Source organism: Acinetobacter pragensis, from assembly GCF_001605895.1.
GTDB lineage: Bacteria > Pseudomonadota > Gammaproteobacteria > Pseudomonadales > Moraxellaceae > Acinetobacter > Acinetobacter pragensis.
In genome coordinates, this window is the sequence record NZ_LUAW01000034.1 from 23,428 (window position 1) to 49,452 (window position 26,025).

The following is a 26,025-nucleotide window of genomic DNA, read 5'->3' on the forward strand; positions in this document are numbered from 1 at the left end:
TCACTAGGATGGAGGCAATCAAAAACAACAAGCTCTACAAGGAAGAATGCAATGCTGGCATATGATGCAGATTTAGAATTATTTAGAGACAACTTCCGCCGTTTTATGCAGGAACAGATTGCACCGCATTATGATCAATGGGAGCGGGAAGGCCTGATGCCGCGTTCGGTATGGACTGCGTTGGGCGAAAATGGTTTTCTGTGTGTAGATGTGCCTGAAGAATATGGTGGATACGGTGTTCCTACGCACTATTCGCTGATGCTGGTTGAAGAATCTGCCCGTGCAGGCTTCAGCGCATTATCGACGGGTATTTCGTGCCATTCTGAAATTGCAGCGCCGTATATTCTGCACATCGGTTCAGAGGAACAAAAGCAGCATTGGCTTCCTAAAATGGTCAGCGGCGAAGTCGTGGGCGCTATTGGCATGACCGAACCTGGGGCCGGTTCAGATTTACAGTCCATGCGCAGCAGCGCTATTTTGCAAGGTGATCATTATCTGCTGAATGGTTCTAAAACATTTATTTCAAATGGCCAGCATGCAGATTTAGTCGTGCTGGCGGCGAAAACTGATCCGCAAGCGCGGGCAAAAGGTGTTTCGCTGCTATTGGTCGATACGCATCTGGAAGGCTTTAAGAAGGGAACGAATTTAGACAAAATTGGCCTGCATTCACAGGATACCTCAGAGCTGTTTTATGACAATGTCAAAGTGCCCAAAGAGCAGCTGTTAGGCCAGCCGGGTCAAGGCTTTGCGTATTTGATGCAGGAATTGCCGCGTGAGCGCACGGCAATTGCCTCGACTGCAATTGGCGCAATCCGAGGTTCAATTGAATTGGCTGCTCAATATGTCAAAGAGCGCCAAGCGTTTGGTCAGGCAGTAGGCCAGTTTCAAAATACCCGTTTTGTACTGGCGCAGGCTAAAATTGACGAGCTGGCGACCGCGGCATTTTATGAGCGCAATGTTGAACTGTATATGCAGGGCAAGCTGGATGTAGAAACCGCTGCCGCATTGAAAAGCTTTTCAACGGATATGCAGATGAAAGTGGCGGACAACTTGTTGCAGCTGTTCGGCGGCTACGGATATATGACTGAATATCCAATTTCACGTTTCTTTGTCGATGCGCGTATTCAGCGGATTTATGGCGGCACCAATGAAATTATGAAAGAGATTGTAGCGCGCGGCATATTGGGGCGCTAAATTTGCAGTGTAAAAAAAGAGCCTAAAGGCTCTTTTTTATTTCAATTCTGTTTTATTGGCTGAGGACATGCAGGGTTTCACGGATAAATTCAGGCAGGTCATCTGGCGCGCGTGACGTAATGTATAGGTTATTGTCATTGACGACAGGCTGATCAAAAAATACAGCGCCCGCATCCATCAGTTCGCTAATTAGGGGTTCGATGGATGTCATTCTGCGGCCTTTAACGACTTGCGCATTAATCAGCAGTTTAGGACCATAGCAAATACACATAATAGGTTTATATGCGCCGGCAAAATTGCGGACAAAATCGACATAGCGTTCATCTGCACGAAGAGTTTCTGGAGAATAGCCGCCGGGAATGAGCAATGCATCAAAATCATGGATAGAGGCGAGGTCTATACTTTGGTCGATGGTAACAGCAGATTTCCGGTTTTTCCCATATACAATATTGCCAGCATGATGCTCAATATTTGAAATGCAGTGGCGTGCAGCGCGAAAAGCTTCGACAGGCTCGAGATACTCTGAATCCTCAAAGTCATGGGTCACAAGTACTGCAATTCTTTTGCGCATGATGGAAAACTCCTGTACTGCATTTTAAAAGATTATCGGAAAAATATTAAAAGTTCGTGATTGCTTTGTAGTTGCTTGGTCTAAAAACGTTATTGTGAGTTTTGATTTTGAATCGCCATTTCTTATTGAAGTTTTTTATTTCGGCTGGCTGATATCAGCCAAATATATTCAATATATAAAAAGAATTGAATCAGGTTTTTATACATTCTTCTGTTTTAAATCTAATCAATAATGCCAAAAAAGACCATCTCTATTTGCAGTTTCTTATCGCTAAAATATCTGTGCTCATCGAAAAATACTCAAATGGACTGAAATTCAATTCGGATAAAATCTGTAGCCGACAATATTGGGGTTTTGTCTGTTCATGTATATGCGGATATCAGCTTTATTTATGATGGCTTTCAGCCATGCTGATGGTTTAAACAACTGTATGTTTTTAAGGCTGATTCAATGAAAGTCTTATTGCGCAACATTTGAAAGCTAACTATTGTTATAATGTTTGCAACCATGATTTTGAAGGGCGATATAACAATGATCAATGACGATCAAAACTCTACGGCTTCTCTTGACCTAGTTCAAATCCGCGAAGATATTGACTCGGTTGATATGCAGATTCAACAATTGATTAATCGCCGTGCAAAATTGGCAGAAGCCGTGGCTAAAGCGAAATTTGCTGCTGAAGAGAACCCGCTGTTTTACCGTCCTGAACGTGAAGCGCAAGTTTTACGCAAAGTTATGGAGCGCAATGAAGGCCCGCTGTCCGATTCAACAATGGCGCGCCTATTTCGAGAAATTATGTCGGCTTGTCTCGCGCTGGAAGCTCCGCAAAGCATTGCGTTTTTAGGCCCGGTCGGCACTTATACACATTCTGCTGTGCTCAAGCATTTTGGTCAGGATGCTGTAATCCGTCCACTGCCGACCATTGATGAGGTTTTCCGTGAAGTTGAAGCGGGCAGTGCGCATTATGGCTTAGTGCCGGTAGAAAACTCGTCTGAAGGCGTGGTTAACCACACCTTGGATTGCTTTAAAACCTCTCATTTAAACGTGATTGGTGAAGTTGAATTGCCAATTCATCATCAATTCCTTATTTCTGAAAATACCCGCAAAGACAGCATTAAGCAGATTTATGCGCATCAGCAAACTTTGGCGCAGTGCCGCAGCTGGCTGGACGCGCATTATCCTGGTGTTGAGCGCGTAGCACTCAGTTCAAATGCAGAAGCGGCGCGGCGTATCCGCAATGAATGGCATTCAGCCGCCATTGCCTCAGAAGTGGCAGCCAATATCTACAGTTTAGAAATTCTGCACAGCAACATTGAAGACAACCCGGAAAATACGACACGTTTCTTGGTGATTGGCCGTGAAAAAATTCCGCAAAGCGGCAATGATAAGACCTCCCTGCTGATTTCTGCACATGACCGCGCTGGGGCGTTGCTGGAAATTTTAGCGCCGTTTGCGAAGCATAAAATCAGTTTAACCAGTATCGAAACCCGCCCGGCTTTGCCGGAAAAATGGGCCTATGTCTTCTTTATCGATTTAGAAGGCCATGTCGAACAGGACAATGTGAAAGCAGCGCTTGAAGAAATCCGCCCGCTGGTTAAAGAGCTTCGCGTACTGGGTTCATATCCTATTGCTGTTTTATAAATTAGAGCTGCATTGAATGCTGCATTGGCGTTCAGTGCATTTGTCACTTGAAATCATCGGAAGTGTAAAATGACGTTTGTTCCAGCCAATGAAGGTATTGCAAAATTAAAGCCTTATCAACCAGGTAAGCCGATCAGTGAACTTGAACGTGAACTGGGCATGACGGATATTGTTAAATTAGCCTCAAATGAAAACCCTTTGGGCTGTTCTGACAAAGTCAAAGAAGCTGTGGCTGCGGAACTTGCGGAAATTGGCCGATATCCCGATGGCGGCGGTTTTATCTTAAAAGACCAAGTGCAGGCGCAATTTGGTGTTGCGCATGACCGTATTACTTTGGGCAATGGTTCAAACGATCTTCTGGAAATTTTTGCGCGCGCTTTTGTATCTTCAAGCGATTCTGTGGTCTACAGCCAGCATGCATTTGCGGTGTACAGCCTTGTGACCCAAGCGATTAATGCAGAAGCAGTTGAAGTGCCGGCAAAAGGCTTTGCGCACGATTTGGATGCCATGGCCGTAGCGGTGAAAGCCAATACCAAATTGATCTTCATTGCGAATCCGAACAACCCGACGGGCACTTGGTTTGAAGAATCTGAATTTGATGCTTTCATGCAAAAAGTGCCAGCAAATGTCATAGTGGTGCTGGATGAAGCTTATGTCGAGTATTTCCCAGAAAACTTCAACAGTTTGAAATTCTTGGAAGATTATCCGAATCTGATTGTCAGCCGCACAATGTCCAAATGCTATGGTCTGGCAGCGCTTCGGGTTGGTTTTGCTTTGGCTTCTGCGGAAGTGACAAATTACTTGAACCGTATCCGCCAGCCGTTCAACGTGAACCATTTGGCGATGGTTGCGGCAGTGGCGGCGCTGAAAGACGAATCATTCATTGAACTTTCGCGTGAAGTGAACAAAGCGGGAATGGCGCAGCTGCAGGCTGGTTTTGAAAAGCTGGGCTTGAATTATGTGCCGTCACGCGCCAACTTTATTTTGGTAGATGTTCAGGCTGATCCTGCTCAAACTTTTAATGGCTTGCTGAAAGAAGGTGTTATTGTGCGTCCTGTCGGCATTGCCAATCATCTGCGCGTATCTATTGGTACGGAAGCTGAAAATGCGAAGTTCTTGGCGGCTTTGGCAAAGGTGCTTGAATTAGAGGCTGTTGCATAAGTTATGTCTGCACCATTGTTTGAAAAAGTGGCTTTTATTGGGCTTGGGCTGATTGGTTCAAGCCTTGCCCGTGTGATGATTGCTGAAAATTTGGCAAATCAAATTGTCGCATCGACCCGTTCTCAAAAAACATTAGATGATGCAAAGGCATTGGGCTTGATTCAAGAGGGCTATAGTGACCCGATTGAAGCGGTCAAAGGCGCAGATCTCGTGATACTGGCATTGCCAGTGCGCGCTACGCAAAAAGTGCTGGAAAGCATTCAGCCGTATTTGTCTGAAAATGTGATTTTGACTGATGTCGGCAGCACCAAAGGCAATGTGGTCGATGCGGCTAAAGCAGTGTTTGGCGAGCATCTGCCTGCCGGCTTTGTGCCAGGGCATCCGATTGCTGGGGCTGAGCATACGGGCGTACATGCAGGCAAGGTGGATTTATTTGCCAATCATAAAGTGATTTTGACCCCGCTGCCGAGCAGTGCAGATTGGGCGGTCGAAAAGCTGATTCAACTGTGGCAGGCCGCCAAGGCAGAAGTGATTTGCATGGATGTCGACAAGCATGATGAAGTGCTGGCGCATACCAGTCATCTTCCGCACTTAATGGCCTTTAATTTGGTTGAGCAATTGGCCAACCGTGAAGACAATTTAGATATATTCCGGTATGCCGCTGGCGGTTTCCGCGATTTTTCCAGAATTGCAGCCAGTGATCCGCAAATGTGGCATGACATCTTTTTTGCCAATAAAAAAGCAATTTTAAATGCAGTCGATGGCTTTGAAAAACAGCTCGCGACATTGCGCAAATTGATTGAAGATGAAAACTCGCAGGCGCTCATGGGGCTACTGGGGCATGCACAGGCTGCCCGCCAGCACTTCAATCATATGCTCGCCAACAAACCTTTGATGGAGAAAAACAAAGTGACGACACAGCAATTTACTATTTTACCGGGCCAAAAAAAATTCCAAGGTAAATTTACCGTGCCAGGCGACAAATCTGTGTCACACCGCTCTATTATGTTTGGCGCCATTGCAGAAGGCACAACGCATGTAACAGGCTTTCTTGAAGGTGAGGATGCATTGGCGACATTGCAGGCGTTCCGTGATATGGGTGTGAGCATTGAAGGTCCAAAAAATGGCGAAGTGACCATTCATGGCGTTGGCATGCATGGTTTAAAAGCGCCTGCAAGCGCACTGTATATGGGCAACTCAGGCACATCCATGCGTCTGCTTTCAGGCATGCTGGCAGCGCAGAAATTTGATTCTGTCATGACTGGCGATGCCTCACTGACTAAACGCCCAATGGAGCGTATTGCCAAACCATTGCGTGAAATGGGCGCGCTGATCCAAACGACAGGTGAGCGCGGTACACCGCCCGTATCAATCTCTGGCAGCCAACAGCTCAAAGGCATTCAATATGATTTGCCGATGGCGTCTGCACAGGTGAAATCAGGTATTTTGCTGGCCGGCCTTTGGGCAGAAGGTGAAACAGCGGTGACTGAGCCTGAACCAACTCGCGATCACTCAGAACGCATGCTGCGCGCCTTTGGTTATGACGTAAAAACAGAAGGCAACCGTATTTCACTGCAAGGCGGCGGAAAATTAGTGGCGACCGAAATTCAAGTGCCATCTGATATCTCTTCTGCAGCCTTCTTTATGGTGGGCGCTGCCATTACTGAAGGTTCAGATGTAACACTGGAAGCAGTGGGCATTAATCCGACCCGCACAGGTGTCATAGAAATTTTAAAACAGATGGGCGCTGACCTGACTGTAGAAAATGAACGCATTGCGGGCGGAGAGCCGATTGCGGATATCCGCATACGCGGTTCGCGCACATTAAAGGGCATTCACATGCCGGAAGATCAAGTGCCATTGGCGATTGATGAGTTCCCGGCGCTATTTATTGCGGCTGCTTGCGCAGAAGGGCAAACGATTCTGACTGGGGCTGCAGAGCTTCGCGTAAAAGAATCTGACCGTATTCAAGTGATGGCGAATGGCCTAAAAATTATGGGCATTGACTGCACCCCGACAGATGACGGGATCATCATTGAAGGGAAAGGCAAAGCTGGCGAGTGGGGTGCAATCTTTACTGGCGGTGAAATTGAATCGCATCATGATCACCGTATTGCCATGAGCTTTTCTATGGCGGGTCTGCGGACTTCGGGTGAAATCAAAATTGTGGGCACAGAAACAGTAGCGACCAGCTTCCCGACATTTACAGCGTTGGCGAATCAAGCCGGCTTGCCAATTCAAGTTGCTGAATAGAAAACGGGTTAAAATTGTACACTTGTTAGACAACAGCCAAGCAAACGCTTGGCTGTTTTGTTTTAATTGCTTATTCTAAAACCATACAACAATAAAGCCTTTAGGGTATACGATGAGAAAATTACAATTTGCAGCCAACTGCGAGCATCAGGCGGATAAAGATGATTTCAGTGCGGCGCAAAAGCAGGTGGCCGATTTATTGGTGAATAAACTAGGCCAATATGGTTTTGAGACACTGTCACAAAGTGGTGATCAGGTGGCCGTAAGCGTGGATAATCATGCATTGCCGTTGTCGATTACTTGTCAGGGGCATGATTCTGCTGGCCATTTGGTTTGTGAAATTACGTCATACCCAGATGAAGATCAAGATTGGCTGGACCGCATTACAGAACAAAGCCTGCTCAATCAATTGGCGCAAGCGGTTGAAAATACTCTTAAAGAAGATGAAGCATTTAGCAAGTTTGAGTGGAAAGGCTGAATAAATTGCTAAAGATGCAAAACGGCAGCATTCATGAGAATTTGCCGTTTTGCATGTAAATATTGGAAATGGCTATAAAATAATAGCTTAAACAATATTTTATATAATGGCCTATTCGATTATTCAGCTATTTTAGAGTTGCATTTTATTCCACACGCAGCCAAGTCTGATTGCGTCCTACTGCAGAAACACCCATATAACCGCGAAGAAATAATTTTTTGCCGCTTGGGTTTAACTTGCCTTTTAAGCTGTAAATTTTCCCGGAAACAGGATCAATGATTTTTCCATGGGTATAGTTGGTGCCATCTGCTGTTTTTAATCCTTGAATGACCTGCATGCCGATGATGGGTTTGTTGGTGTAAGGTGCAGGGCAATTGGTGCAAAATTCTTTTGGCGTATAGCCTGTGCGCGGTGTTGCTTTTAGGGCTGTGCCGGCATAAGTGCCGTCCGCTTGCTGTTCAATTTTAACCAGCCCTTTAGCTTCACCGGTTTTGTCATCCATGTAGCGCCAAGTCCCAGAAATATTTTGTGCCATAGCAGTAGAACATAACGCGGCGATGCTGAGTAATCCCAAAATAATTTTCATAGTTTCCCTTATAACTGCAATAAATTTTATGGCTAAACCCCAGCCATATTTGACTAGAGGACGATTATATTTTGTAAAGATGGCTGAATAAATTGCAATAGAGCTTAATTGTGAGTCAATTTATTTATATTTTTCTTACATTTGAAGAAATTTTGTTTTGAGTTTTCATTATAAAACCACGTGAAAAATAATGGTTGAATTGGTCTTTTAAGCGATCAAAACAGCATTGAAATAAAGCAAAAACTGAATGCGCTGTACGAAAATATTTTGAAATCTGCAGTGCTGGTCCATACCTTGGCTAACATGCATGCAGAAAAAAGCCCAGACAATACTGAGCTTTGTATTTATAAGAATCTTTAGATTTTTAATTGGATTACCAAAAGCAGCGCCGATGAAACGCTTAAGAAACTAGATAGCGTGAAATAGCGATACGCAGCTGTTTTAAATAGCCTGTAAAGAAGTGGTTTGCGCCTGGCAGTACGGTCAGTAGATGACGCTGCGGCTTCGCCCATGCGATTAAATCGGACAGCAGTGTAACTTCATCGGCTTCGCCGTGAATGAAAAGAATGTCGCCCTTAATGGCCGGTGTCACATAGTGGCGTACACCAGCAACTGTCGCTGTCGGCAGGCCGCATAAAATAGTTTGTTTTGGACGGATTTCTTCTTGCAGTGAATGGTAGCATTTTGCCATGACGTGCGCGCCAAAGCTGAAACCGCCTGCATAGAAAGGAAGCGTTGTATGCATGGCGCGGACGTGCTTAATCAACTCAAGAACATCTTCAGTCTCGCCGTACCCTTCATCATGTATGCCGTCGCTTTGACCTGCACCGCGGAAACTTGGACGATAGACAATACAGCCGCGCTCTAAAAACATTTGCGCGAGCAGTACTGGAACTTTGTGCAGAGGTGTACCGCCTTGCAGCGGGTGAGGGTGAGTCACGACCGCGAATCCTTTCACTTCACCCTGTGGATAATCTACAAAAACTTCAATTTGGCCGGCATGGCCTTGAATGAAAATTTGTTCAGACATAAAAATAGATTAAATGGCAGGAGAATGAACTATTCTACCGATAATGCTCAGTAAAAACACAGATTGGAAATAAAATAAGTCTACTGTTATAGTTTGTTTACTTAAATTTTAATCAAGTTATTTATGCTCGCTTTAATTTCCCCTGCAAAAACCTTAGATTATGAAACTGCGCTGCCTACAGATCAAAATACATTACCAAGACTGCTGGATCATTCACAAGCGCTTATCGACGTAAGTCGTAAGCTGTCAGCTTCAGATATTGCCAGTTTGATGAGTGTGAGTGAAAAAATCGCGAATTTGAATGCTGAGCGCTTCCGGGACTGGCAATCTGACTTGAATTTCTCCAACGCCCGTCAAGCGCTGTTTGCCTTCAAAGGCGATGTATATACAGGGCTGGATGCTTACAGTTTAAATGATCATCAAATTGCTTATGCTCAAAAGCACTTGCGTATGCTTTCTGGCTTGTATGGGTTGCTGCGGCCTTTAGACTTAATGATGCCGTACCGCCTGGAAATGGGAACAAAACTGCCAAACCAGCGCGGTCATAATCTGTATGACTTCTGGGGAGATGACATCACAAAAATGATTAATGCAGATTTAGCCCAAGCGGGGTCTGAGCTGCTGGTGAATATAGCTTCCGATGAATATTATAAGTCGGTCAAGCAGAATAAAATTCAGGCCGAGATTATTAAGCCAGTGTTCTTAGACCAGAAAAACGGCAAATATAAAGTCATCAGTTTTTATGCGAAAAAGGCCCGCGGTTTAATGGCGCGCTACATTATTGAACATAAAGTGGACCGTGCAGAAGATTTGAAATCCTTTAATACTGATGGCTACTATTTTGACGCTGACAGCTCGCTGAAGGGTGAACTGGTCTTTAAGCGAGATGAAAAAGCGGCATAGTCTTAGAAAGCCGTATTCTGCTGAGGTGGTTTTTGATTGTGTTGAGGAAATTGTATGCCGGACATTCAGCGCCAATTTGAATATTTTTGGAATTTATTTTCTCAGCGCTATGCTTTGCCTGCAGAGCAGAGCGCTGATATTTTTCAACTATTGCTGACGGCGTATTCAGAGCCCCAGCGCTATTATCATACGGTGCTGCATATTGTCGAATGCCTGCAATTATTTCATGAAATTAAAGAACAGCTGCGCAATGCACAGGCTGTTGAGCTGGCGCTGTGGTTTCATGATGCTGTATATGATCCTCAATCAGCGCAGAATGAAGAAAACAGCGCTTTGCTGATGCGTCAGAGTTGTGCGGGCATATTTCCCGATGCAGTGCTAGGTAAAGCTTCAGATTGGATATGCGCGACTCAGCTGCACGCGCAAACTGATGATGCCGATTTACAATTTTTATTGGATATCGATTTGGCTATTTTGGCGGCAAATACAGATAGATTTAACCGTTATGAATCTGAAATTAGAAAAGAATATAGCTGGGTGGATCAAACTGCATATCAGTCTGGACGGCTTAAAGTGATGACAGCTTTCTATCAGGCAGAACGGTTGTATCAATCGGCTTACTTTCATCGGAAATATGAGCAGCGGGCCAAGCAGAATTTGGCGCCTTATCTTAAAAATTTCATAACGTAAGCTTGTTACTTATAGTAAGCCTTATGTGCTGCAGATTGTTGAAGCACACATTAATCATTAAGCTTAATAAAAGAACCAAATTTCATAAATGTTAAATTCATCACACTCTTTTGTTTTAATTTTGTTATTATAATAAATAGTTTGGTGAATAATAAATTACAGTCATGAAAAGTCTTATGATTCCGCTCTTTATTTTTTTGGTTGGTGTGCTGGGTTTTATGGTGCATAAAGAGACCCAATCAAGAAAACAAATAGAGGTTAATCAATTGCTGCAGGAAGCTGATCAGCCTCAAAAAAATAAATAGTGAAAGCCCTTAGTTAGTAAATTCTGTATTGCCGATGAAAAATCCATTAATTAATGACGCATGAATAAGTTTTTTATCAATAAAAAGGATTTCTTTTAAATAAAACCAATATGTTAAATATACTGGATTTAGCATTATCATAAATTTTAGAAACAATAAAAATCAATGTGTTATAATTTGTTAAATGTGAAATTAGGTCAGAAATCCGCTGAATAAGCATCTGATTTAATACAGGTAAATGAAGCTGCATAAACACTATATGCAGCTTTTTTGTTGATGCCGATTGAGCTGTATGAATAATGCAGCTTAACTGGCTGATTGCGCAAATAAATTTCCTGCGGTATGAAAATGCTGGCATACAGATTGCTAGAACATCGACAAAATTAATGATGCTTTTCTTGTGATTAATTTTGTGGAGTGCTTAGGGCATAAAGTTTACTCAATAGGGGCAGGTCATGACGACTCCTAATCCATCTTCAGAAAATATACTGGAACGACTGTTTAAGCTGAGTGAAAATAAAACCAGCTTTAAAACAGAGGTGTTAGCCGGTGTAACAACATTCCTTACGATGTGTTACATCATTATTGTCAATCCGATGATTTTGTCCGAAACGGGCATGGATCATGGGGCTGTCTTTGTTGCAACTTGCCTTGCAGCGGCAATCGGCTGTTTAGTCATGGGTTTAGTGGCGAACTATCCTATTGCGCTGGCACCCGGTATGGGCTTAAACGCCTACTTTACCTACTCGGTATGTTTAGGCATGGGCGTGCCTTGGCAAACTGCGTTGGCTGCGGTTTTTGTATCAGGCTTGGTATTTATCGCCATCAGCATGTTTAAAATCCGAGAAGCGATTGTCAATGCAATTCCAATGTCGCTCAAACTGGCGATTGGCGGCGGTATTGGCTTATTCCTAGCGCTGGTTGCGCTGAAAAATTCGGGCATTATTGTTAAAAATGATGCCACTTTGGTCGGTTTGGGTGATCTGAGCCAGCCTTCGGTCATTTTGGCGCTGTTTGGCTTTTTACTGATTGTCATCATGCACCAGTTCAAAGTACGCGGTTCAATTATTATCAGTATTTTGGCGGTAACTGCAATCGCAACTGTTTTGGGCTATAACCAGTTCCAAGGCATTGTGGGAGAAATTCCTTCCATTGCTCCGACATTTATGCAAATGGATTTTTCCGGCTTGTTTGAAGCCAGCTTGATTGGCGTGATCTTTGTATTCTTCCTGGTTGATTTATTTGACTCTACAGGGACATTGGTTGGGGTTTCACACCGTGCCGGCTTGTTAAAAGACGGCAAATTGCCGCGTTTGAAAAAGGCGCTATTTGCAGATTCAACAGCTATTGTTGCCGGCGCTGCATTGGGAACATCTTCTACTACACCGTATATTGAATCTTCAGCTGGTGTAGCTGCAGGCGGTCGTACCGGCTTAACTGCAGTAGTCGTAGCCGTACTGTTTGTTCTATGTTTATTCTTGGCGCCATTAGCGCAGTCTGTGCCTGGTTTTGCAACTGCGCCAGCATTGCTGTTTGTTGGTGTGCTGATGATTCAGGGAATTGTGCATATTGAATGGGATGATATTACAGAAGCTGTACCTGCTTTTTTAACCATCATCTTTATGCCATTTGCGTATTCAATTGCTGACGGTATTGCAATGGGCTTTATTAGCTATGCATTGATTAAGCTGTTTACAGGCAAAGCGAAAACTGTACCGTATATGGTGTGGATTATTGCTGCGCTTTGGGCATTAAAATTTGCGATGTTTGGCGGTTAATTTTCCAGACAGATCAAAGGGTGTAAACTCAGTTTGCACCCTTTTTTTATTTTTATGAGGATAAGAGATGGATCAACTTGAGCTGATTCGCGCTTTGCCGAAAGCAGAGCTGCATGTGCATATTGAAGGCACTTTTGAACCTGAATTGATGTTTGAAATTGCGCAGCGCAATCAAATTGCAATCCCTTATCAATCTGTAGAAGAAGTTAGACAGGCGTACAACTTTCATAATTTACAGTCTTTCCTGGACATTTATTATGCTGGCGCGAATGTGCTGATTCATGAGCAGGATTTTTATGATTTGGCTTGGGCATACTTTGAAAAATGCGCCGAAGACAATGTAGTGCATACAGAAATGTTCTTTGATCCGCAAACACACACAGATCGAGGAATTAAGTTTGAAACCGTGATTAATGGCCTTCAGCGCGCCTGTGATGATGCGCAAGCCAAACTGGGCATCAGCTCAAAGCTGATCATGTGTTTCCTGCGGCATTTAAGTGAAGAAGCGGCTTTTGAGACTTTAGAGCAGGCGCTTCCATTTAAAAATCAAATCATCGGTGTCGGTCTGGATTCCAGTGAGATGGGACATCCGCCGGCAAAGTTTGAGCGTGTTTTTGCCAAGGCGCGCGAACAGGGCTTTTTGCTTGTCGCGCATGCCGGAGAAGAAGGGCCAGCAGAATATGTGTGGGAAGCATTGGATTTGCTGAAAGTAAACCGTATTGATCACGGTGTACGTTCAGAGGAAGATCCGAAGCTTATGCAGCGCCTCATTGCAGAAAAAATGCCGTTAACAGTCTGTCCGCTCAGTAATTTAAAGCTGTGCGTGGTCAATGACATGGCGGAACATAATATCCGCCGCCTGCTGCAGCAGGGTGTGCATGTTACGGTGAACTCTGATGACCCGTCGTACTTTGGCGGTTATATGAATGATAATTTCATTGCGGTTGCAGAGGCCTTGGATTTAAGCAATGAAGAGCTGAAACAGCTGGCAGTGAATTCTTTTGAAGCATCGTTTATTTCTGCTGAAGAAAAGCAGAAATGGAAACTGCAGATTGAAAATTTACAGTAATTGCTGAGCTGAAAAAAGGCAGCACAGGCTGCCTTTTTTATTTTAAATTATCGGACAGATTGAATATAAATAATGAAAACCATTTTGAAAACTGCGGTTATGGCCAGCGCTGTCAGCTGTTTCGCGCAAGTACAGGCAGGGCAATCAGCTGTGCAGAAAATGCTGAAACCGGTCATTGAGCATCAATGCAGTATGGAATTGAAAGACTCTAACTTATGGAAAGCTTCTACATTTTTAATGACTGAGCGCAATAAGCAGCAGTTTCAGCAGGAGGTTTGCAGCTGTGTGGGAGAGAATGCATTAAATGAAGTGCCTGCGGCTGAACTGGCGCATGCTGCTGTCAGTACGGAAGCAAAGAATCAGCTGATTCATAAAGCCGTGCTGAATACCGTTAAAGGCTGTGTCATCCAGCTGAAAAGATAAAAGCGCTTCATGAGCGCTTTTATCTTTTCAGCTGGATTGCTGATATTTATGGGTCAAAGTCTGTAGATGTAGAATAGCGATGTCAAATATTTATCGCATTGTGCTGACAGAGAAAATGTTATTTTCCTTGGCGAATCATGCTTTTTAAGACATTGTCCTTATCAATAAAATGATGTTTCAGCGCGGCTAAGATATGCCCCGCGAGCAATAAGCCGGCTGCCCATGAAATGTAAATATGCAGCGGCTTGACCACAGCCAAAATGTCCGAATCTTCCTGTACTAAGCGCGGTATATCAAATAAATACAGCACAGGCGCTGGGTGTCCTGCGCTCCAGCTGAATAAGCAGCCTGTAATTGGCAGTGCCAGCAGCACTAAATACAATGCTAAATGACCCAAATGCGCCAGTTTTTTCATCAGCGGGGACATGCTGTCCGGCAGTTCAGGCGCGGGATGCGTATACCGCCAGAAAATTCGAATGATCACTAAAAAGATGATGGTTGTTGCTATGTTTTTATGCAGGGTGATGACTTGGCCTTTGAAACTGCCGTCGGTTTCGTAGCTTAAAAAATTACCGCTGTAAAAGCCGATAAGCCATGCGGCGATAAAAATAATCGCCATCAGCCAGTGCAGCAGCTGCGCTGTACGCGTGTAGTATCCAGTTGTATTTTTCATTTTGCATCAAGCTATTTTAGGTTGATGCATGCTATTTTATCTCGGACTTTAAAAAAAGTGAAATTTAGGAACATAGCGTTGAAAATCTGCAACGCTCAGTAGTGTTTTATTAATGTACATTCGCGGTGTATTTGTATATTGGCTATTTCTTAATTTTTCGTCTTTGGGCAAAATAGCCTGCCGAATTTTATAAATACATTAAGGAACAAATTGTGAAAAAACTTCTTGCTGCTATGGCGCCTTTAGCACTTGTTCTTTCAGCGTGCACTGCAACAGGCACATCGACTGGAACCGCATCTTCTGCAGGAACCGCGCAGTCAGCAACACAGCAGCTGGGTATGACTGCAATTAAAATTGCTATTAATGCAAAATGCACTACAGAGCTGAATACCCTTCCTGCTTGGAAAACCGCAACTAAAGTAATGACTTCTACTCAGCAGCAAAATATTCAATCTGAAATTTGCGGCTGCGTGAGTGAAAAAGCGCCTGAAAGTGTAACCGCTGTAGATTTGGCGACAGCTGCGCTGGACCCGAACGCGCGTGCTACAATTGTAAGCAATGTGGTTTCTAAAACAATTAATGCCTGTGTACAAGAAGCTGTAAGCTAAGCATTGAAATGCCTGAGTGAAAAACGGGCATTATGCGCGAGGCAATTTAATTGTTTCGCGGTTCAATTGTCATTATTCAGAAATCACTGAATGGTGAGAGATGATATAGAAATAGGCTGGCAGAAGTTCGGCCTATTTTTTTGCAAATGAATAGGTAAATAAGATGAAAATTGCAGGTGCTGATGAAGCGGGGCGCGGGCCATTGGTTGGTTCTGTGGTGGCTGCGGCAGTTATATTGGATCCGAATAATCCGATTGAGGGTTTAAATGACTCAAAAAAACTGACAGAAAAAAAACGTGAAAAACTGTTTGTGGAAATTCAGGAAAAAGCCTTGGCATGGGCGATTGCTGAATGTTCTGCTGCTGAAATTGACGAATACAATATTTTGCAGGCATCTTTGCTGGCCATGCGCCGCGCTGTCGAAAAACTTGAAGTTCAGCCCGAACATTTGCTGGTGGACGGCAATAAAGTGCCGCAAGGCCTAAGCATGAGCTGTGATGCTGTGATTGGCGGAGATGCGATACATCCCGAAATTTCTGCAGCCAGTATTTTGGCCAAGGTTAGCCGGGATCGTGAGATGGTTGCATTGGATACGCTCTATCCGCAGTATGGCTTTGCCAAGCACAAGGGCTATCCAACCAAAGCGCATTTCGAGGCGATTGCAGAACATGGGGTGATTTCAGAGCACCGCAGAAGTTTTGGGCCCGTCCGTAAAGCGTTAGAGCAGGGAAATTAAGATATGCCTCATTTATTAGGTATATAAAAAACTTAAAGCGGCTGAATAGCCGCTTTACTTTCACTTCTAACTTTAATATTAGCGATTAAAGTTGTTCTGTGACAGATTATCATCTTCAAAAGAAGGCTGATAATCTTGATCGAGATGTTGAAGATGTTCGTGCATAGCGCGTTCATGTTGAATACGTTGGTAAATTTCTTCACGATGAACGGATACTTCTTTTGGAGCATTTACGCCTATACGCACTTGATTGCCTTTAACGCCAAGAACAGTCACGCTGACTTGGTCCCCAATCATCAATGTTTCTCCGACACGTCGAGTCAGAATCAGCATGTTTATCTCCTTGCAAAACGCTAAACCTGCAATTGATCTAGAATGTAAAATCACAACCTGAAAAAGCAAAGAAAATTTATTAAATTATAGTAACTATCGTGGTTACAGATTTAATTTTAATAAATTTTCTAAAAATCCTCAGGCTTAATATAGCAGAGCCACTATACGAAAAACTATAGTGGCTCTGCTTTATTTGTAATGTTTTTCAAAAACTGTCTAACAATGACAATTGATGACACATTATTTACGCACGTACACTTGACTCGCCGTGTTCACGGTCTAGGCCAAAGGCTGTATGCAGTGTGCGGACAGCAAGTTCTAAATAATTTTCTTCAATGATCACTGAAATTTTAATTTCAGAAGTCGAGATCATTAAAATATTAATGCCTTCATCAGCCAATGCCGTAAACATTTTGCTTGCGACGCCTGCATGTGAGCGCATGCCTACGCCAACAATAGATACTTTTACGATGTCATCGCGGGTAGCGACTTCGCGTGCGCCAATTGCTTTGGCTGTCGCTTCTAGAATCGCTTTAGCTTTCGCTAACTCACCGCGGTTTACTGTAAACGTGAAGTCAGTGGTGCCGTCTTCTTCAACGTTTTGAATAATCATGTCTACTTCGATGTTGGCAGCGCCAATCGGAGAGAGGATTTTAGACGCAATGCCCGGTTCATCAGGAACACCTAAAATCGTTAATTTTGCTTCGTCACGGTTAAACGCGATACCTGAGATAATTGGTTGTTCCATGTTGTCTTCCGCTTCAGTGGTGATCAGTGTTCCGACGTTTTGTTTGAAATTATCGTCGAATGCGCCATCATCGTCATTATCAAAACTTGATAATACGCGTAAAGGCACTTGGTATTTTCCAGCAAATTCTACAGAACGGATTTGCAGAACTTTAGAACCAAGTGATGCCATTTCCAGCATTTCTTCAAATGAAATGCGGTCTACTTTCTTTGCTTTTGGAGCAACGCGCGGATCGGTGGTATAAACACCGTCTACATCTGTGTAAATTTGGCATTCATCTGCTTTTAGTGCAGCAGCCAGCGCTACGCCTGAAGTATCAGAGCCGCCGCGGCCTAGTGTTGTTGTATTGCCTTCAGCATCAAAGCCTTGGAAGCCGGCAACAACAATGACACGGCCTGCGTCTAAGTGCGCAGTCATGACATCTGTATCGATAGATTCAATACGTGCTTTGGTAAAGGCGTTGTCGGTTTTAATGCCAACTTGACGGCCTGTTAATGATTTAGCTTCTACGCCAATTGAATTCAGCGCCATTGCCAACATCGAAATCGTTACCTGTTCACCTGTAGAGACCATCTGGTCTAATTCACGAGGGTCAGGGGTGTCCGTAATGGCTTTCGCTAAAGCAAGCAGGCGATTGGTTTCGCCACTCATTGCTGAAACTACAACTACGACCTTGTGGCCGTGATCATGCCAGCGCTTTACACGACGAGCAACATTTAAAATGCGCTCTGGAGTACCCATTGAGGTACCGCCATATTTTTGAACGATTAATGCCATAACTATCCTTACCAAGTAAATAAGTCTAACGACTTAAAGCACTTACACATATTTGAAGCGAACTGTATTGAGCAGCTCCAAAATACCACGCAGCTCCTAAATTGCAATTCAGATTGCAATTTATCGGGATACTTTGTGCCTGACACCTTCAAAAAACAGTAATCAGACTTCATCTTGATTATTCAGCGGCTGTCATTGTGTGATTTCAGCATAAATATTGTTTGCAGCGCCATATATTTTCGGCATCTGCTTAAAGCTGTGCTGTTCAGCGCCGCGCTGTTTAAAACAGAATTGGCAGGCTGAACTGGCTAAGGCAAAAGCCAATAATATGACCAGCTTTTACCTTGAGTGACTTGCAGTTTGACTTATTTCTGTTCAAGCCAAGCAGCTACGCTTGCCATAACAGGCGCAAGCTTGTCGCTGTATGGTGCGCCGCCTTGAGCCATATCTGGCTTGCCGCCGCCTTTACCGCCAAGTTCTTGACCCAGATGCTTGATGATGTCGCCGGCTTTAACCGCTGAAGTGTATTCTTTGGCAACAGAGGCAATGAGGCTGACTTTGTCAGCATCAACAGCCGCGATGACAATCACAGCATTGTCTAATTTAGATTTAACACCGTCGTGCAGGTTGCGCAGTGATTTTGCATCAACACCTTGAACAGTGGTAATCAGCGTTTGACGGCCCGCAATTGTTTGAACTTGACTTAATAATTCAGCTGCTTGGAAGCTTGCTAATTTTTGATTCAATTGTTCAATTTGTTTTTGCAGGCTAGAAGCTGTATGAGCTAAAGATTCAACCTTTTCTAGGGTTTGATCTTTCTGCGCTTTGAGCAAATCATTAATTGCGTGAATATCGCGATCCGCTTTTTGAGATGCTTCAACAGCCTTAGTGCCTGTTACTGCTTCAATACGGCGAATGCCGGCTGCCACACCGCCTTCAGAGGTGATTTTGAATAGGCCGATGTCACCCGTGCGTTTCACGTGAATACCGCCGCATAGCTCAATTGAGAAGTTTTTATCTTCAATGATTGAACCCATAGACAATACACGTACTTCATCACCGTATTTTTCACCGAACAGCATCATCGCGCCTTTTTCTTTAGCCGCTTCGATGTCTAAAAGTTCTGTGGAAACTGCTGTGTTTGCAATCACTTCGCGGTTGACGATACGCTCAATTTCTTGAAGCTGTTCAAAAGTTACAGGCTGGTCATTGGCAAAGTCGAAACGTAAAAGTTCACTTGCAACCAATGAACCTTTTTGCTGTACATGCGAACCTAAAACTTGACGTAAAGCGGCATGCAGAAGGTGGGTTGCAGAGTGGTTACGTGCAGTGGCTGCACGGATATCCGCTTTGACAATCGCTTCTACAGCTTGAGCCGCTTTTAAGCTGCCCATGGTCACAATGCCTTGGTGGACGAATGCACCGCCGGATTTTTTGGTATCTTGAACTTCAAAAATACCTGTTTCGTTTTTGAAGATACCTGTATCGCCGACTTGACCGCCGCTTTCTGCGTAGAAAGGAGTCTGGTTCAATACAATCAGCGCTTCATCGCCTTCAGCAACTTCATCGACCTGTTCGCCATCTTTATAGATTGCGATAATTTGACCTTGGCCGTCTGTCGCTTCATAGCCATCGAATTGAGTTTCGCCATCAACTTTTACAATTGAGTTGTAGTCGATTGCGAATTTACCTGCATCGCGCGCGCGTTGGCGCTGAGCAGCCATTTCGACTTCAAAGCCAGCTTCATCAATAGTCAATTCACGCTCACGCGCAATATCAGCAGTTAAGTCAGCAGGGAAGCCGTAAGTGTCATACAGCTTAAACACTACTGCGCCCGGAATAACTGAACCTTTCAGATTTGCAAGTTCACCTTCAAGCAATTTCAGTCCTTGCTCAAGTGTTTTTGCAAATTGTTCTTCTTCTTTCAGCAGCTGGGCTTCAATACGGGCCTTTTGCGCTTCAAGTTCAGGATAGGCTTCACCCATCACAGCAATTAAAGGCTGCAGCATTTTGTGGAAGAAAGAGCCTGTTGCGCCTAATTTATTGCCATGACGCACTGCGCGGCGGATGATGCGGCGAAGCACATAGCCGCGGCCTTCGTTTGAAGGGTTTACGCCGTCTGCAATTAAGAAGCAGCATGAACGCGCATGGTCAGCAACGACTTTCAGTGAAGCAGGGTAGTCTACGGGCTTGTTGGCTTCTTTGGCTTTTGCATCAATTTCAGCCGTATCCAGACCAATAATGTCAGCAGCATCTTTTAATAGGTTTTGGAACAGGTCAATTTCATAGTTTGAGTTGACATGCTGTAAAACTGCAGAAATTCGCTCTAAGCCCATGCCGGTATCGACAGAAGGTGCAGGCAGAGCATGCAATACGCCATCAGCAGTACGGTTGAACTGCATGAATACGTTGTTCCAGATTTCAATGAAACGGTCGCCGTCTTCTTCAGGAGTGCCCGGCAGGCCGCCCCAAATGTGGTCGCCGTGGTCAAAGAAAATTTCAGAACAAGGGCCGCAAGGGCCAGTATCACCCATAGCCCAGAAGTTATCGGAAGCGTATTTTTCGCCTTTGTTATCGCCAATACGGATAATACGGCTGGCATCTAGGCCAATTTCTTTGTTCCAAATATCAAATGCTTCGTCATCTGTATGGTAAACAGTGGCATAGAGTTTATCTTTTGGCAGCGCAAGCCAGTTGTCGCCAGTTAAGAACTCCCACGCGAATTTAATCGCATCGCGTTTGAAGTAATCCCCAAAGGAGAAGTTGCCCAGCATTTCAAAGAATGTGTGATGGCGCGCTGTGTAGCCGACGTTATCTAAGTCGTTGTGCTTGCCGCCTGCGCGTACGCATTTTTGTGAACTTGTTGCGCGGACATAATCACGTTTTTCTAGACCGAGGAAGCAGTCTTTGAACTGGTTCATACCAGCATTTGTAAATAATAATGTTGGGTCGTTGGCAGGAACCAGAGAACTCGACGCGACACGTGTATGCCCTTGCGATTCAAAATAGCTTAAAAAAGCTTCGCGAATTTCAGCTGATGTCATAAAACGAGTACTCACACCAAGTCACTCCATAAATCTTGAATTTGGCTAATAGCATGTCAAGCAAGTCTTACATATAGATAAAGCTGGCTTGAGATACTGGCTTAAAATTTTAAAACGACAAATTATAACGGAAAAAGCCACTGCGACCAATGATTTTCAGTTATCTCTATGACTTTTTATACAATTCATCTGAATTCATGCATTTCTCTGAAAATTGTCAAATTTTTGATTAATTTTTATTTCGGATTGTTTTGCATTTTTACATTGGCCACTCAGCGCCATTTGACTGGTTTTGATATTCAAATTTATTTGTATTTTGCAAAAATAAATTGCGTGTGAATATTAATATTCCAAGTCATTTTTCGTGATCTGTTGTATTGGATAATCTGTGCCATTGAATTGGATTTGATACGTTTTTTGATGTTTTGAAATTTCAGCATGGCATGATTTTTGGTCGTAATCGTTATCAATTATGTGTTCTTTAATGCGTAAAATAGGGAGCTGATTTTTATTTTTTCCTGTTAAATGAATCGTACGCTTCAATTCAACTGTATTCCAGTCATCACAGTTATTATTTGAAGTGCTGCTTTGATAATTGGTCATAAGCCCATTTAAAACTTGTTTAATACTGCTCTGTTGGTTGGTCGAATACAGGTTGAGCAAACGTCTGGATGAATTTATCCCGCCGATATGTGATTGATAAATTGCAATCCCCACTAAATCCTGTTGTGGAGAATAGGGGTTTCTATCAAATTTAATGGCATCCAAACGACTCGCAGGAACGATTTGTTTAACGGGTTGAAATTGATTCAATATTTTTAGTGTTGTTGGGTGAAGCAAAGTGGTGGTTAAATCGTAATTGCCTGCATTATTTTGGATTGTGCCAATAGGGCGGCCGCTTAGCGTAAGAATAGATTTATTCTGCTGCACGTACATGCAGTCAAAAAATACGGGTTCTTCCGTTTGCACCGAACTTTTTTTGCAGACGTGGTCGCTGATTTTGTTTGGATTTTTGAAGCTCGGCGGCAGAGCAAGGTTGAAACATACCGGCAGAACTAAAACTGGAATAGGTGGCTGTACCAATGATTAAGGGTGCTGAAAGTTGGAGCTTCAACGTTGTGTGCAATTCTTTGCAGCCCTAATCTTGGAATAAGGTTTCTTTTTTTCATTGTTCATCTCTTTTTTATTAAAAATAAAAATACTGCCAAATAAGCCTTAAATGAATTAATGATAACGGTTGATAATAGAAATCCATTAATATATAGGCGCTTTTTAATTGTTTCAAAATGAAGGATAAGTCATGCAGCGAGTGGCAATCAATGGGTTTGGCCGAATTGGGCGTAATGTGCTTCGCGCGTGGTTTGAAAATCCAAAGCAGTTTCATTTTGAAATTATTGCCATTAATGATATTGCAGACATTGAAACCTTACTGCATTTATTTAAATACGATTCTGCCCATGGCCGCTTTCACGGCACTGCAGAAATTGATGCAGATGAAGGCAAGCAGTATTTAAAGATTCAAGCGGGAGATTCGGCGTTAAGGGTGCAAGTGCTGCGCAGCGCTGAGCCTTCACAGTTGCCTTGGCAAGAGCTGAATATTGATGTCGTGCTGGAATGTACGGGCTTATTCCGTTCGCGGGAAGCGGCGACACAGCATATTGCTGCAGGGGCAAAACGCGTGATCATTGGCGCAGCGCCATTTGACAGTGTTGATGCCGCGATTGTGTATGGTGTTAATCATCATGAAGTCAAAGCTGCGGATCAGATCATTTCCAGCGTATCGTGCACCACGCAGGCTTTAGTACCATTGGTGAAAATTATTGATGATGCTTTTGGCATAGAATCTGCGCTCATGACTGAAATTCATGCCGTGACTGCGGATCAGTCGGTGCTGGATCATGCGCACCGTGATTTGCGGCGTGCCCGAGCATCGGGTCAGAATATTATTCCAACGACATCGTCTGCTTTAGGCGCCTTAAAACGCGTTATGCCGAAAATGGAAAACCGTATTGATGGGTTTTCAATCCGTGTTCCGACCATTAATGTAGCGGCCATCGATCTGACCTTTATCTCTCAGTCGCCGATAACTGTGCATAGCATCAATGAGGTTTTGGTGAAATCCGCCGCGCAAGATTATGCCTCAATTATGTCGGTGACAGACGAACCGCTGGTTTCGAGTGATTTTAACCATTCTCCTTATTCTTTGGTTGTGGACTTAGGGCAAACCATGACAGTCGGACGGCAGGCCAAAGTCTTTGCTTGGTATGATAATGAGTGGGGCTATGCCAACCGCCTGCTGGATTTATGCGAATCCTTTGCATAGCAGTGTTTGCTATATGCATTGAAGGCGCCTTTGGGCGCTTTATTTTTATTTAAAGAATAAAGCGCTTGGATTGCACGGTTAATCATAAAAGTGAGGAAATCACTGTTTTTTCTAAAAAACATTTTAAAAATTAGGTAAGATGAAGCAAATAAATGATTAAAAAGAGCAAGACTGATGATTTTACTGTGGGCATTTATCTTTTTACTTTCAATGGCCGTTATTTTTCTGATTTGGTTGCAGTTTAAAAATCAAGATGATAATGCTGAAGTTCAAGCTAATTTTCAATTGGAAGAAAAAATTGTCCATTTGGAAGCGAATTTGAAGAAGACCTTAGAAATTATGCAGGACTTGGCCAAGAAAATGCATGTTCAGCAGGAAGCAATGGATCAAACCTCTCATAAGCTGCAGCAGGTCGAACTGCAAAATGCCGAGCTGGTCAATTTATTGACCAAAGTGATGACGCCAAAAGAGTGATTGGCCATGCAGAGCTTCATCCGTGAATGAAGCTTTGCACTTTTCATTAGGATTCCTTCTGAGCAATTGCTGTCAAAGGGCATCCTGCTTTGCGCAAAAGAACAGCGCAGACTAATTAAAAGAAACATGCCGATAAAGTGTAAAAATTAAGTCAGCGCTAAGCGCAGCAACGCTGCAGAAGCCATGCTGATGGCAACAGTGGGCAGTAAAGAAAAACGTGCTGCAGCCAGCAAGGTAATGACAATGGCAAGCATATCTGCAGGATTGTCTTGAACAAAATAGGGCGCAATGACAGAAATCAGCACACAGCCCGGCACAACTTCCAAAATTTGTCGCTGTTTATTGCTGAGGGTTTTATTTTTCAGTAAGACATAGCCAAGAATTCGCGTGAGATAGGTCGTGGCGGCAATGAAAATAATGGCAATGAGTGTAGTCGAGTGAATCATGCATCATCTCCAGTTAAAAATACCGCAGAAACAATGCCGCTGATGGCGCCAATTGGAACGTACCAGCCAGACGGCAGGTATAAATAAGCGAATGCCGCCGCAATTAAGCTGATCAGCCATGGCCGGGCAGCGCGGACGCCTTTCCACATGCCGCGCAATAACACTAAAAAGACCGCTGGAAATGCCATGTCAAAGCCAAAACGGCTGACATCACCCAAAACAGGCCCAATCATTGCGCCTAGCGTTGTAAAACCTACCCACATGATGTAAAGCGCAAAACATAGCCCTGCATAGAACAGCATGCTGAACGCGCGCTGATAGCCTAAATAGGGCTGTTTTTTCTGTGCATCGGCTAGGCTGACTGCCCAGCTTTCATCCACCATAAAAAACAGCGCTGTAAATGCAGTTTTATTGGGCAGGTGCCGTAAGTATGGCGCCAAGCTTGCACCCATCAGCAAATGCCGGCTGTTCACTAAAAAGGTAATGAAGATCAGCATGATGATGTTTGGCGGGTTGCTCCATACTTCTAAAATGGCAAATTCAGAGCCGCCAGCGAAGTTTAAGCCGGTCAATAAAGGAACTTCAAGCAATGACAAGCCTTTATTGGTGGCTTGAGCGCCAAGCACTAAGGCAAAGGGAATAATGCCTAACAGCAGTGGAACGGAGGTTTTCAGACCGCGTTTAAATTCTGAGAATCTATCAGAAGTTTTGATATCAGCAGCATCGGTCCGAAAGGTCAACATAAGGCTTTCCAAGCAATAAGTCATAAAGAAAACAATTGTAAAAGTTTCGTTGTGGCATTTGGCGCTGAATTTAATTTATCTGGATTTGTTTTTGGCATAATATGCTGCATATGGATAAAATATTGGCATTAAATGCTGAGGTTTAAGATGGATCATATTGATAAAAGAATACTTCTGGAAATTCAGCGCAATGGTCGGCTTCAGAATGTCGAGCTGGCTCAAAAAGTAGGGCTGTCACCATCACCCTGTCTTCGCCGTGTCAAACAGCTGGAAGATGATGGCATTATTGAAAAATATGTTGCGCTGCTGAATCCGCAGAAGATTAACTTAGGATTGACAGTGTTTGCCCGTATTTGGCTAAAAGGTCAGGATGAAAAAACTGTCAATGCATTTGTAGATGCGATTCAGTCCATGGATGAGGTGGTGGAATGTCAGTTAATGGCAGGGGATTGTGATTTTTTCTTGCGAATTATGGTGGCGGATTTGGATGCCTACCGTAAATTTCAAATTCAGCGCTTAAACAAAATCAGCAGTATTCAAAACGTAAAGACTGAAATTCCTTTGCAAAAAATTAAACAAACCACTGAATTGCCTTTGGGTTGACGAAATGCAGTAATCATGAATACGGTTTATCCGCACTATTTATTCAGCTCCACCACTCGGATATCTTGATACGGGCTTTTCACAACAGCATTTTCCAACGGCAGGAGTGTCACAAGAAAATCTTGCTAAATTGGCTCGCTAAGCAAGCTGCCAGCATACTTGTCATTCTATAGCTATAGTACACGACGGAGGTTTTTGCATATTTAAATTGACCAATTGGTTGAAAATAAGGTTTTGCATCAATAAATTTATGTAAAATTGCCAAAATAAAAGCATCTAACTCCTTTGATTTTTAAATCGCAGACATTCGGGCCTTAAAAATATACAAATCTGAAAAAAGTCTGATGCATGGCTAAATCGAACGTGATAGACTATGAGAAATCGGGTGTGTTCCCGATTTTTTTATGCGGATTACTTCCGCGCTGACAAGTATTT

25 protein-coding genes are annotated in these 26,025 nt (G+C 43.5%); 15 read left to right on the plus strand and 10 right to left on the minus strand.

The window, feature by feature from the left end:
• Positions 1-51 precede the first annotated feature (51 nt).
• Positions 52-1,194, plus strand: coding sequence for an acyl-CoA dehydrogenase family protein (locus AZH43_RS13810; RefSeq protein WP_067670666.1), 1,143 nt, complete (start codon positions 52-54; stop codon positions 1,192-1,194).
• Positions 1,195-1,246: 52 nt separating this feature from the next.
• Here AZH43_RS13810 and AZH43_RS13815 read toward each other — a convergent pair whose 3' ends face one another.
• The gene (locus tag AZH43_RS13815) at positions 1,247-1,765 is read right to left on the minus strand and encodes a type 1 glutamine amidotransferase domain-containing protein (protein WP_067670668.1); all 519 of its coding nucleotides are present in this window, start codon (positions 1,763-1,765) and stop codon (positions 1,247-1,249) included.
• 531 nt (positions 1,766-2,296) lie between these two features.
• Between AZH43_RS13815 and pheA the strand changes: the two genes are divergently transcribed.
• From pheA to AZH43_RS13835, 4 genes are all read left to right on the plus strand, one after another.
• Positions 2,297-3,406, plus strand: a complete 1,110-nt coding sequence (gene pheA, locus AZH43_RS13820) for a prephenate dehydratase (protein WP_067670820.1) — start codon at positions 2,297-2,299, stop codon at positions 3,404-3,406.
• A gap of 69 nt (positions 3,407-3,475) precedes the next feature.
• A complete protein-coding gene (hisC, locus tag AZH43_RS13825; RefSeq protein WP_067670670.1) occupies positions 3,476-4,567 on the plus strand; it encodes a histidinol-phosphate transaminase in 1,092 nt (363 codons plus the stop codon).
• A gap of 3 nt (positions 4,568-4,570) precedes the next feature.
• Positions 4,571-6,820 (plus strand): bifunctional prephenate dehydrogenase/3-phosphoshikimate 1-carboxyvinyltransferase, encoded by a 2,250-nt coding sequence (locus AZH43_RS13830; protein WP_067670672.1) that lies wholly within the window; start codon positions 4,571-4,573, stop codon positions 6,818-6,820.
• 112 nt (positions 6,821-6,932) lie between these two features.
• Positions 6,933-7,298 (plus strand): hypothetical protein, encoded by a 366-nt coding sequence (locus AZH43_RS13835; protein WP_067670675.1) that lies wholly within the window; start codon positions 6,933-6,935, stop codon positions 7,296-7,298.
• A gap of 145 nt (positions 7,299-7,443) precedes the next feature.
• Here the strand turns inward: AZH43_RS13835 and AZH43_RS13840 are convergent, their stop codons facing one another.
• Together AZH43_RS13840 and AZH43_RS13845 are read right to left on the minus strand one after the other, a co-directional pair.
• Entirely contained in the window at positions 7,444-7,884 is a 441-nt protein-coding gene (locus AZH43_RS13840) for a DUF2147 domain-containing protein (RefSeq protein WP_067670677.1), read from the minus strand.
• 400 nt (positions 7,885-8,284) lie between these two features.
• The gene (locus AZH43_RS13845) at positions 8,285-8,914 is read right to left on the minus strand and encodes an alpha/beta hydrolase (protein WP_067670678.1); all 630 of its coding nucleotides are present in this window, start codon (positions 8,912-8,914) and stop codon (positions 8,285-8,287) included.
• 123 nt (positions 8,915-9,037) lie between these two features.
• Here AZH43_RS13845 and yaaA point away from each other — a divergent pair, with 123 nt between their 5' ends.
• The 5 genes from yaaA to AZH43_RS13875 all read left to right on the plus strand — a co-directional run bounded on the left by yaaA (position 9,038) and on the right by AZH43_RS13875 (position 14,082).
• Positions 9,038-9,817 (plus strand): peroxide stress protein YaaA, encoded by a 780-nt coding sequence (gene yaaA, locus AZH43_RS13850; RefSeq protein WP_067670680.1) that lies wholly within the window; start codon positions 9,038-9,040, stop codon positions 9,815-9,817.
• A gap of 54 nt (positions 9,818-9,871) precedes the next feature.
• A complete protein-coding gene (locus AZH43_RS13855) occupies positions 9,872-10,507 on the plus strand; it encodes an HD domain-containing protein (protein ID WP_067670682.1) in 636 nt (211 codons plus the stop codon).
• A 760-nt stretch (positions 10,508-11,267) separates the two neighbouring features.
• Complete coding sequence (locus tag AZH43_RS13865; RefSeq protein WP_067670686.1) at positions 11,268-12,590, plus strand: NCS2 family permease; 1,323 nt, start codon at positions 11,268-11,270, stop codon at positions 12,588-12,590.
• 67 nt (positions 12,591-12,657) lie between these two features.
• On the plus strand, positions 12,658-13,659 hold the full coding sequence (locus AZH43_RS13870; RefSeq protein ID WP_067670688.1) for an adenosine deaminase: 1,002 nt from the start codon (positions 12,658-12,660) through the stop codon (positions 13,657-13,659).
• A 72-nt stretch (positions 13,660-13,731) separates the two neighbouring features.
• On the plus strand, positions 13,732-14,082 hold the full coding sequence (locus AZH43_RS13875; protein ID WP_067670690.1) for a hypothetical protein: 351 nt from the start codon (positions 13,732-13,734) through the stop codon (positions 14,080-14,082).
• A 118-nt stretch (positions 14,083-14,200) separates the two neighbouring features.
• Here AZH43_RS13875 and AZH43_RS13880 read toward each other — a convergent pair whose 3' ends face one another.
• Positions 14,201-14,755 carry a cytochrome b gene (locus AZH43_RS13880; RefSeq protein WP_067670692.1) on the minus strand — a complete coding sequence of 185 codons (555 nt, stop codon included), beginning with the start codon at positions 14,753-14,755 and terminating at the stop codon, positions 14,201-14,203.
• Between the two features lie 212 nt (positions 14,756-14,967).
• On the opposite strand from AZH43_RS13880, the gene AZH43_RS13885 reads away from it, so the two are divergent.
• Positions 14,968-15,363 carry a hypothetical protein gene (locus AZH43_RS13885; protein ID WP_067670694.1) on the plus strand — a complete coding sequence of 132 codons (396 nt, stop codon included), beginning with the start codon at positions 14,968-14,970 and terminating at the stop codon, positions 15,361-15,363.
• Positions 15,364-15,526: 163 nt separating this feature from the next.
• Positions 15,527-16,099: a ribonuclease HII gene (rnhB, locus tag AZH43_RS13890; RefSeq protein WP_067670696.1), complete on the plus strand. Its 573-nt coding sequence runs from the start codon at positions 15,527-15,529 to the stop codon at positions 16,097-16,099.
• A gap of 78 nt (positions 16,100-16,177) precedes the next feature.
• Here rnhB and csrA read toward each other — a convergent pair whose 3' ends face one another.
• From csrA to AZH43_RS13910, 4 genes are all read right to left on the minus strand, one after another.
• Positions 16,178-16,432 (minus strand): carbon storage regulator CsrA, encoded by a 255-nt coding sequence (gene csrA, locus AZH43_RS13895; RefSeq protein WP_067670698.1) that lies wholly within the window; start codon positions 16,430-16,432, stop codon positions 16,178-16,180.
• Positions 16,433-16,676: 244 nt separating this feature from the next.
• The gene (locus tag AZH43_RS13900) at positions 16,677-17,957 is read right to left on the minus strand and encodes an aspartate kinase (RefSeq protein WP_067670700.1); all 1,281 of its coding nucleotides are present in this window, start codon (positions 17,955-17,957) and stop codon (positions 16,677-16,679) included.
• Positions 17,958-18,322: 365 nt separating this feature from the next.
• Entirely contained in the window at positions 18,323-21,016 is a 2,694-nt protein-coding gene (gene alaS / locus AZH43_RS13905; protein WP_171254475.1) for an alanine--tRNA ligase, read from the minus strand.
• A gap of 327 nt (positions 21,017-21,343) precedes the next feature.
• Positions 21,344-21,970, minus strand: coding sequence for a hypothetical protein (locus tag AZH43_RS13910; protein WP_131796936.1), 627 nt, complete (start codon positions 21,968-21,970; stop codon positions 21,344-21,346).
• Between the two features lie 331 nt (positions 21,971-22,301).
• On the opposite strand from AZH43_RS13910, the gene AZH43_RS13915 reads away from it, so the two are divergent.
• Positions 22,302-23,324, plus strand: coding sequence for a type I glyceraldehyde-3-phosphate dehydrogenase (locus tag AZH43_RS13915; protein WP_067670707.1), 1,023 nt, complete (start codon positions 22,302-22,304; stop codon positions 23,322-23,324).
• A 174-nt stretch (positions 23,325-23,498) separates the two neighbouring features.
• The gene (locus AZH43_RS13920; protein ID WP_067670709.1) at positions 23,499-23,798 is read left to right on the plus strand and encodes a hypothetical protein; all 300 of its coding nucleotides are present in this window, start codon (positions 23,499-23,501) and stop codon (positions 23,796-23,798) included.
• A 146-nt stretch (positions 23,799-23,944) separates the two neighbouring features.
• On the opposite strand, the gene AZH43_RS13925 is transcribed toward AZH43_RS13920, so the two are convergent.
• Together AZH43_RS13925 and AZH43_RS13930 are read right to left on the minus strand one after the other, a co-directional pair.
• Positions 23,945-24,244 carry an AzlD family protein gene (locus AZH43_RS13925; RefSeq protein WP_067670711.1) on the minus strand — a complete coding sequence of 100 codons (300 nt, stop codon included), beginning with the start codon at positions 24,242-24,244 and terminating at the stop codon, positions 23,945-23,947.
• Positions 24,241-24,987: an AzlC family ABC transporter permease gene (locus tag AZH43_RS13930; RefSeq protein ID WP_067670713.1), complete on the minus strand. Its 747-nt coding sequence runs from the start codon at positions 24,985-24,987 to the stop codon at positions 24,241-24,243. The genes AZH43_RS13925 and AZH43_RS13930 overlap by 4 nt, the downstream gene beginning before the upstream one ends.
• Positions 24,988-25,134: 147 nt before the next feature.
• Between AZH43_RS13930 and AZH43_RS13935 the strand changes: the two genes are divergently transcribed.
• Positions 25,135-25,590 (plus strand): Lrp/AsnC family transcriptional regulator, encoded by a 456-nt coding sequence (locus AZH43_RS13935; protein ID WP_067670715.1) that lies wholly within the window; start codon positions 25,135-25,137, stop codon positions 25,588-25,590.
• Positions 25,591-26,025 lie beyond the last annotated feature (435 nt).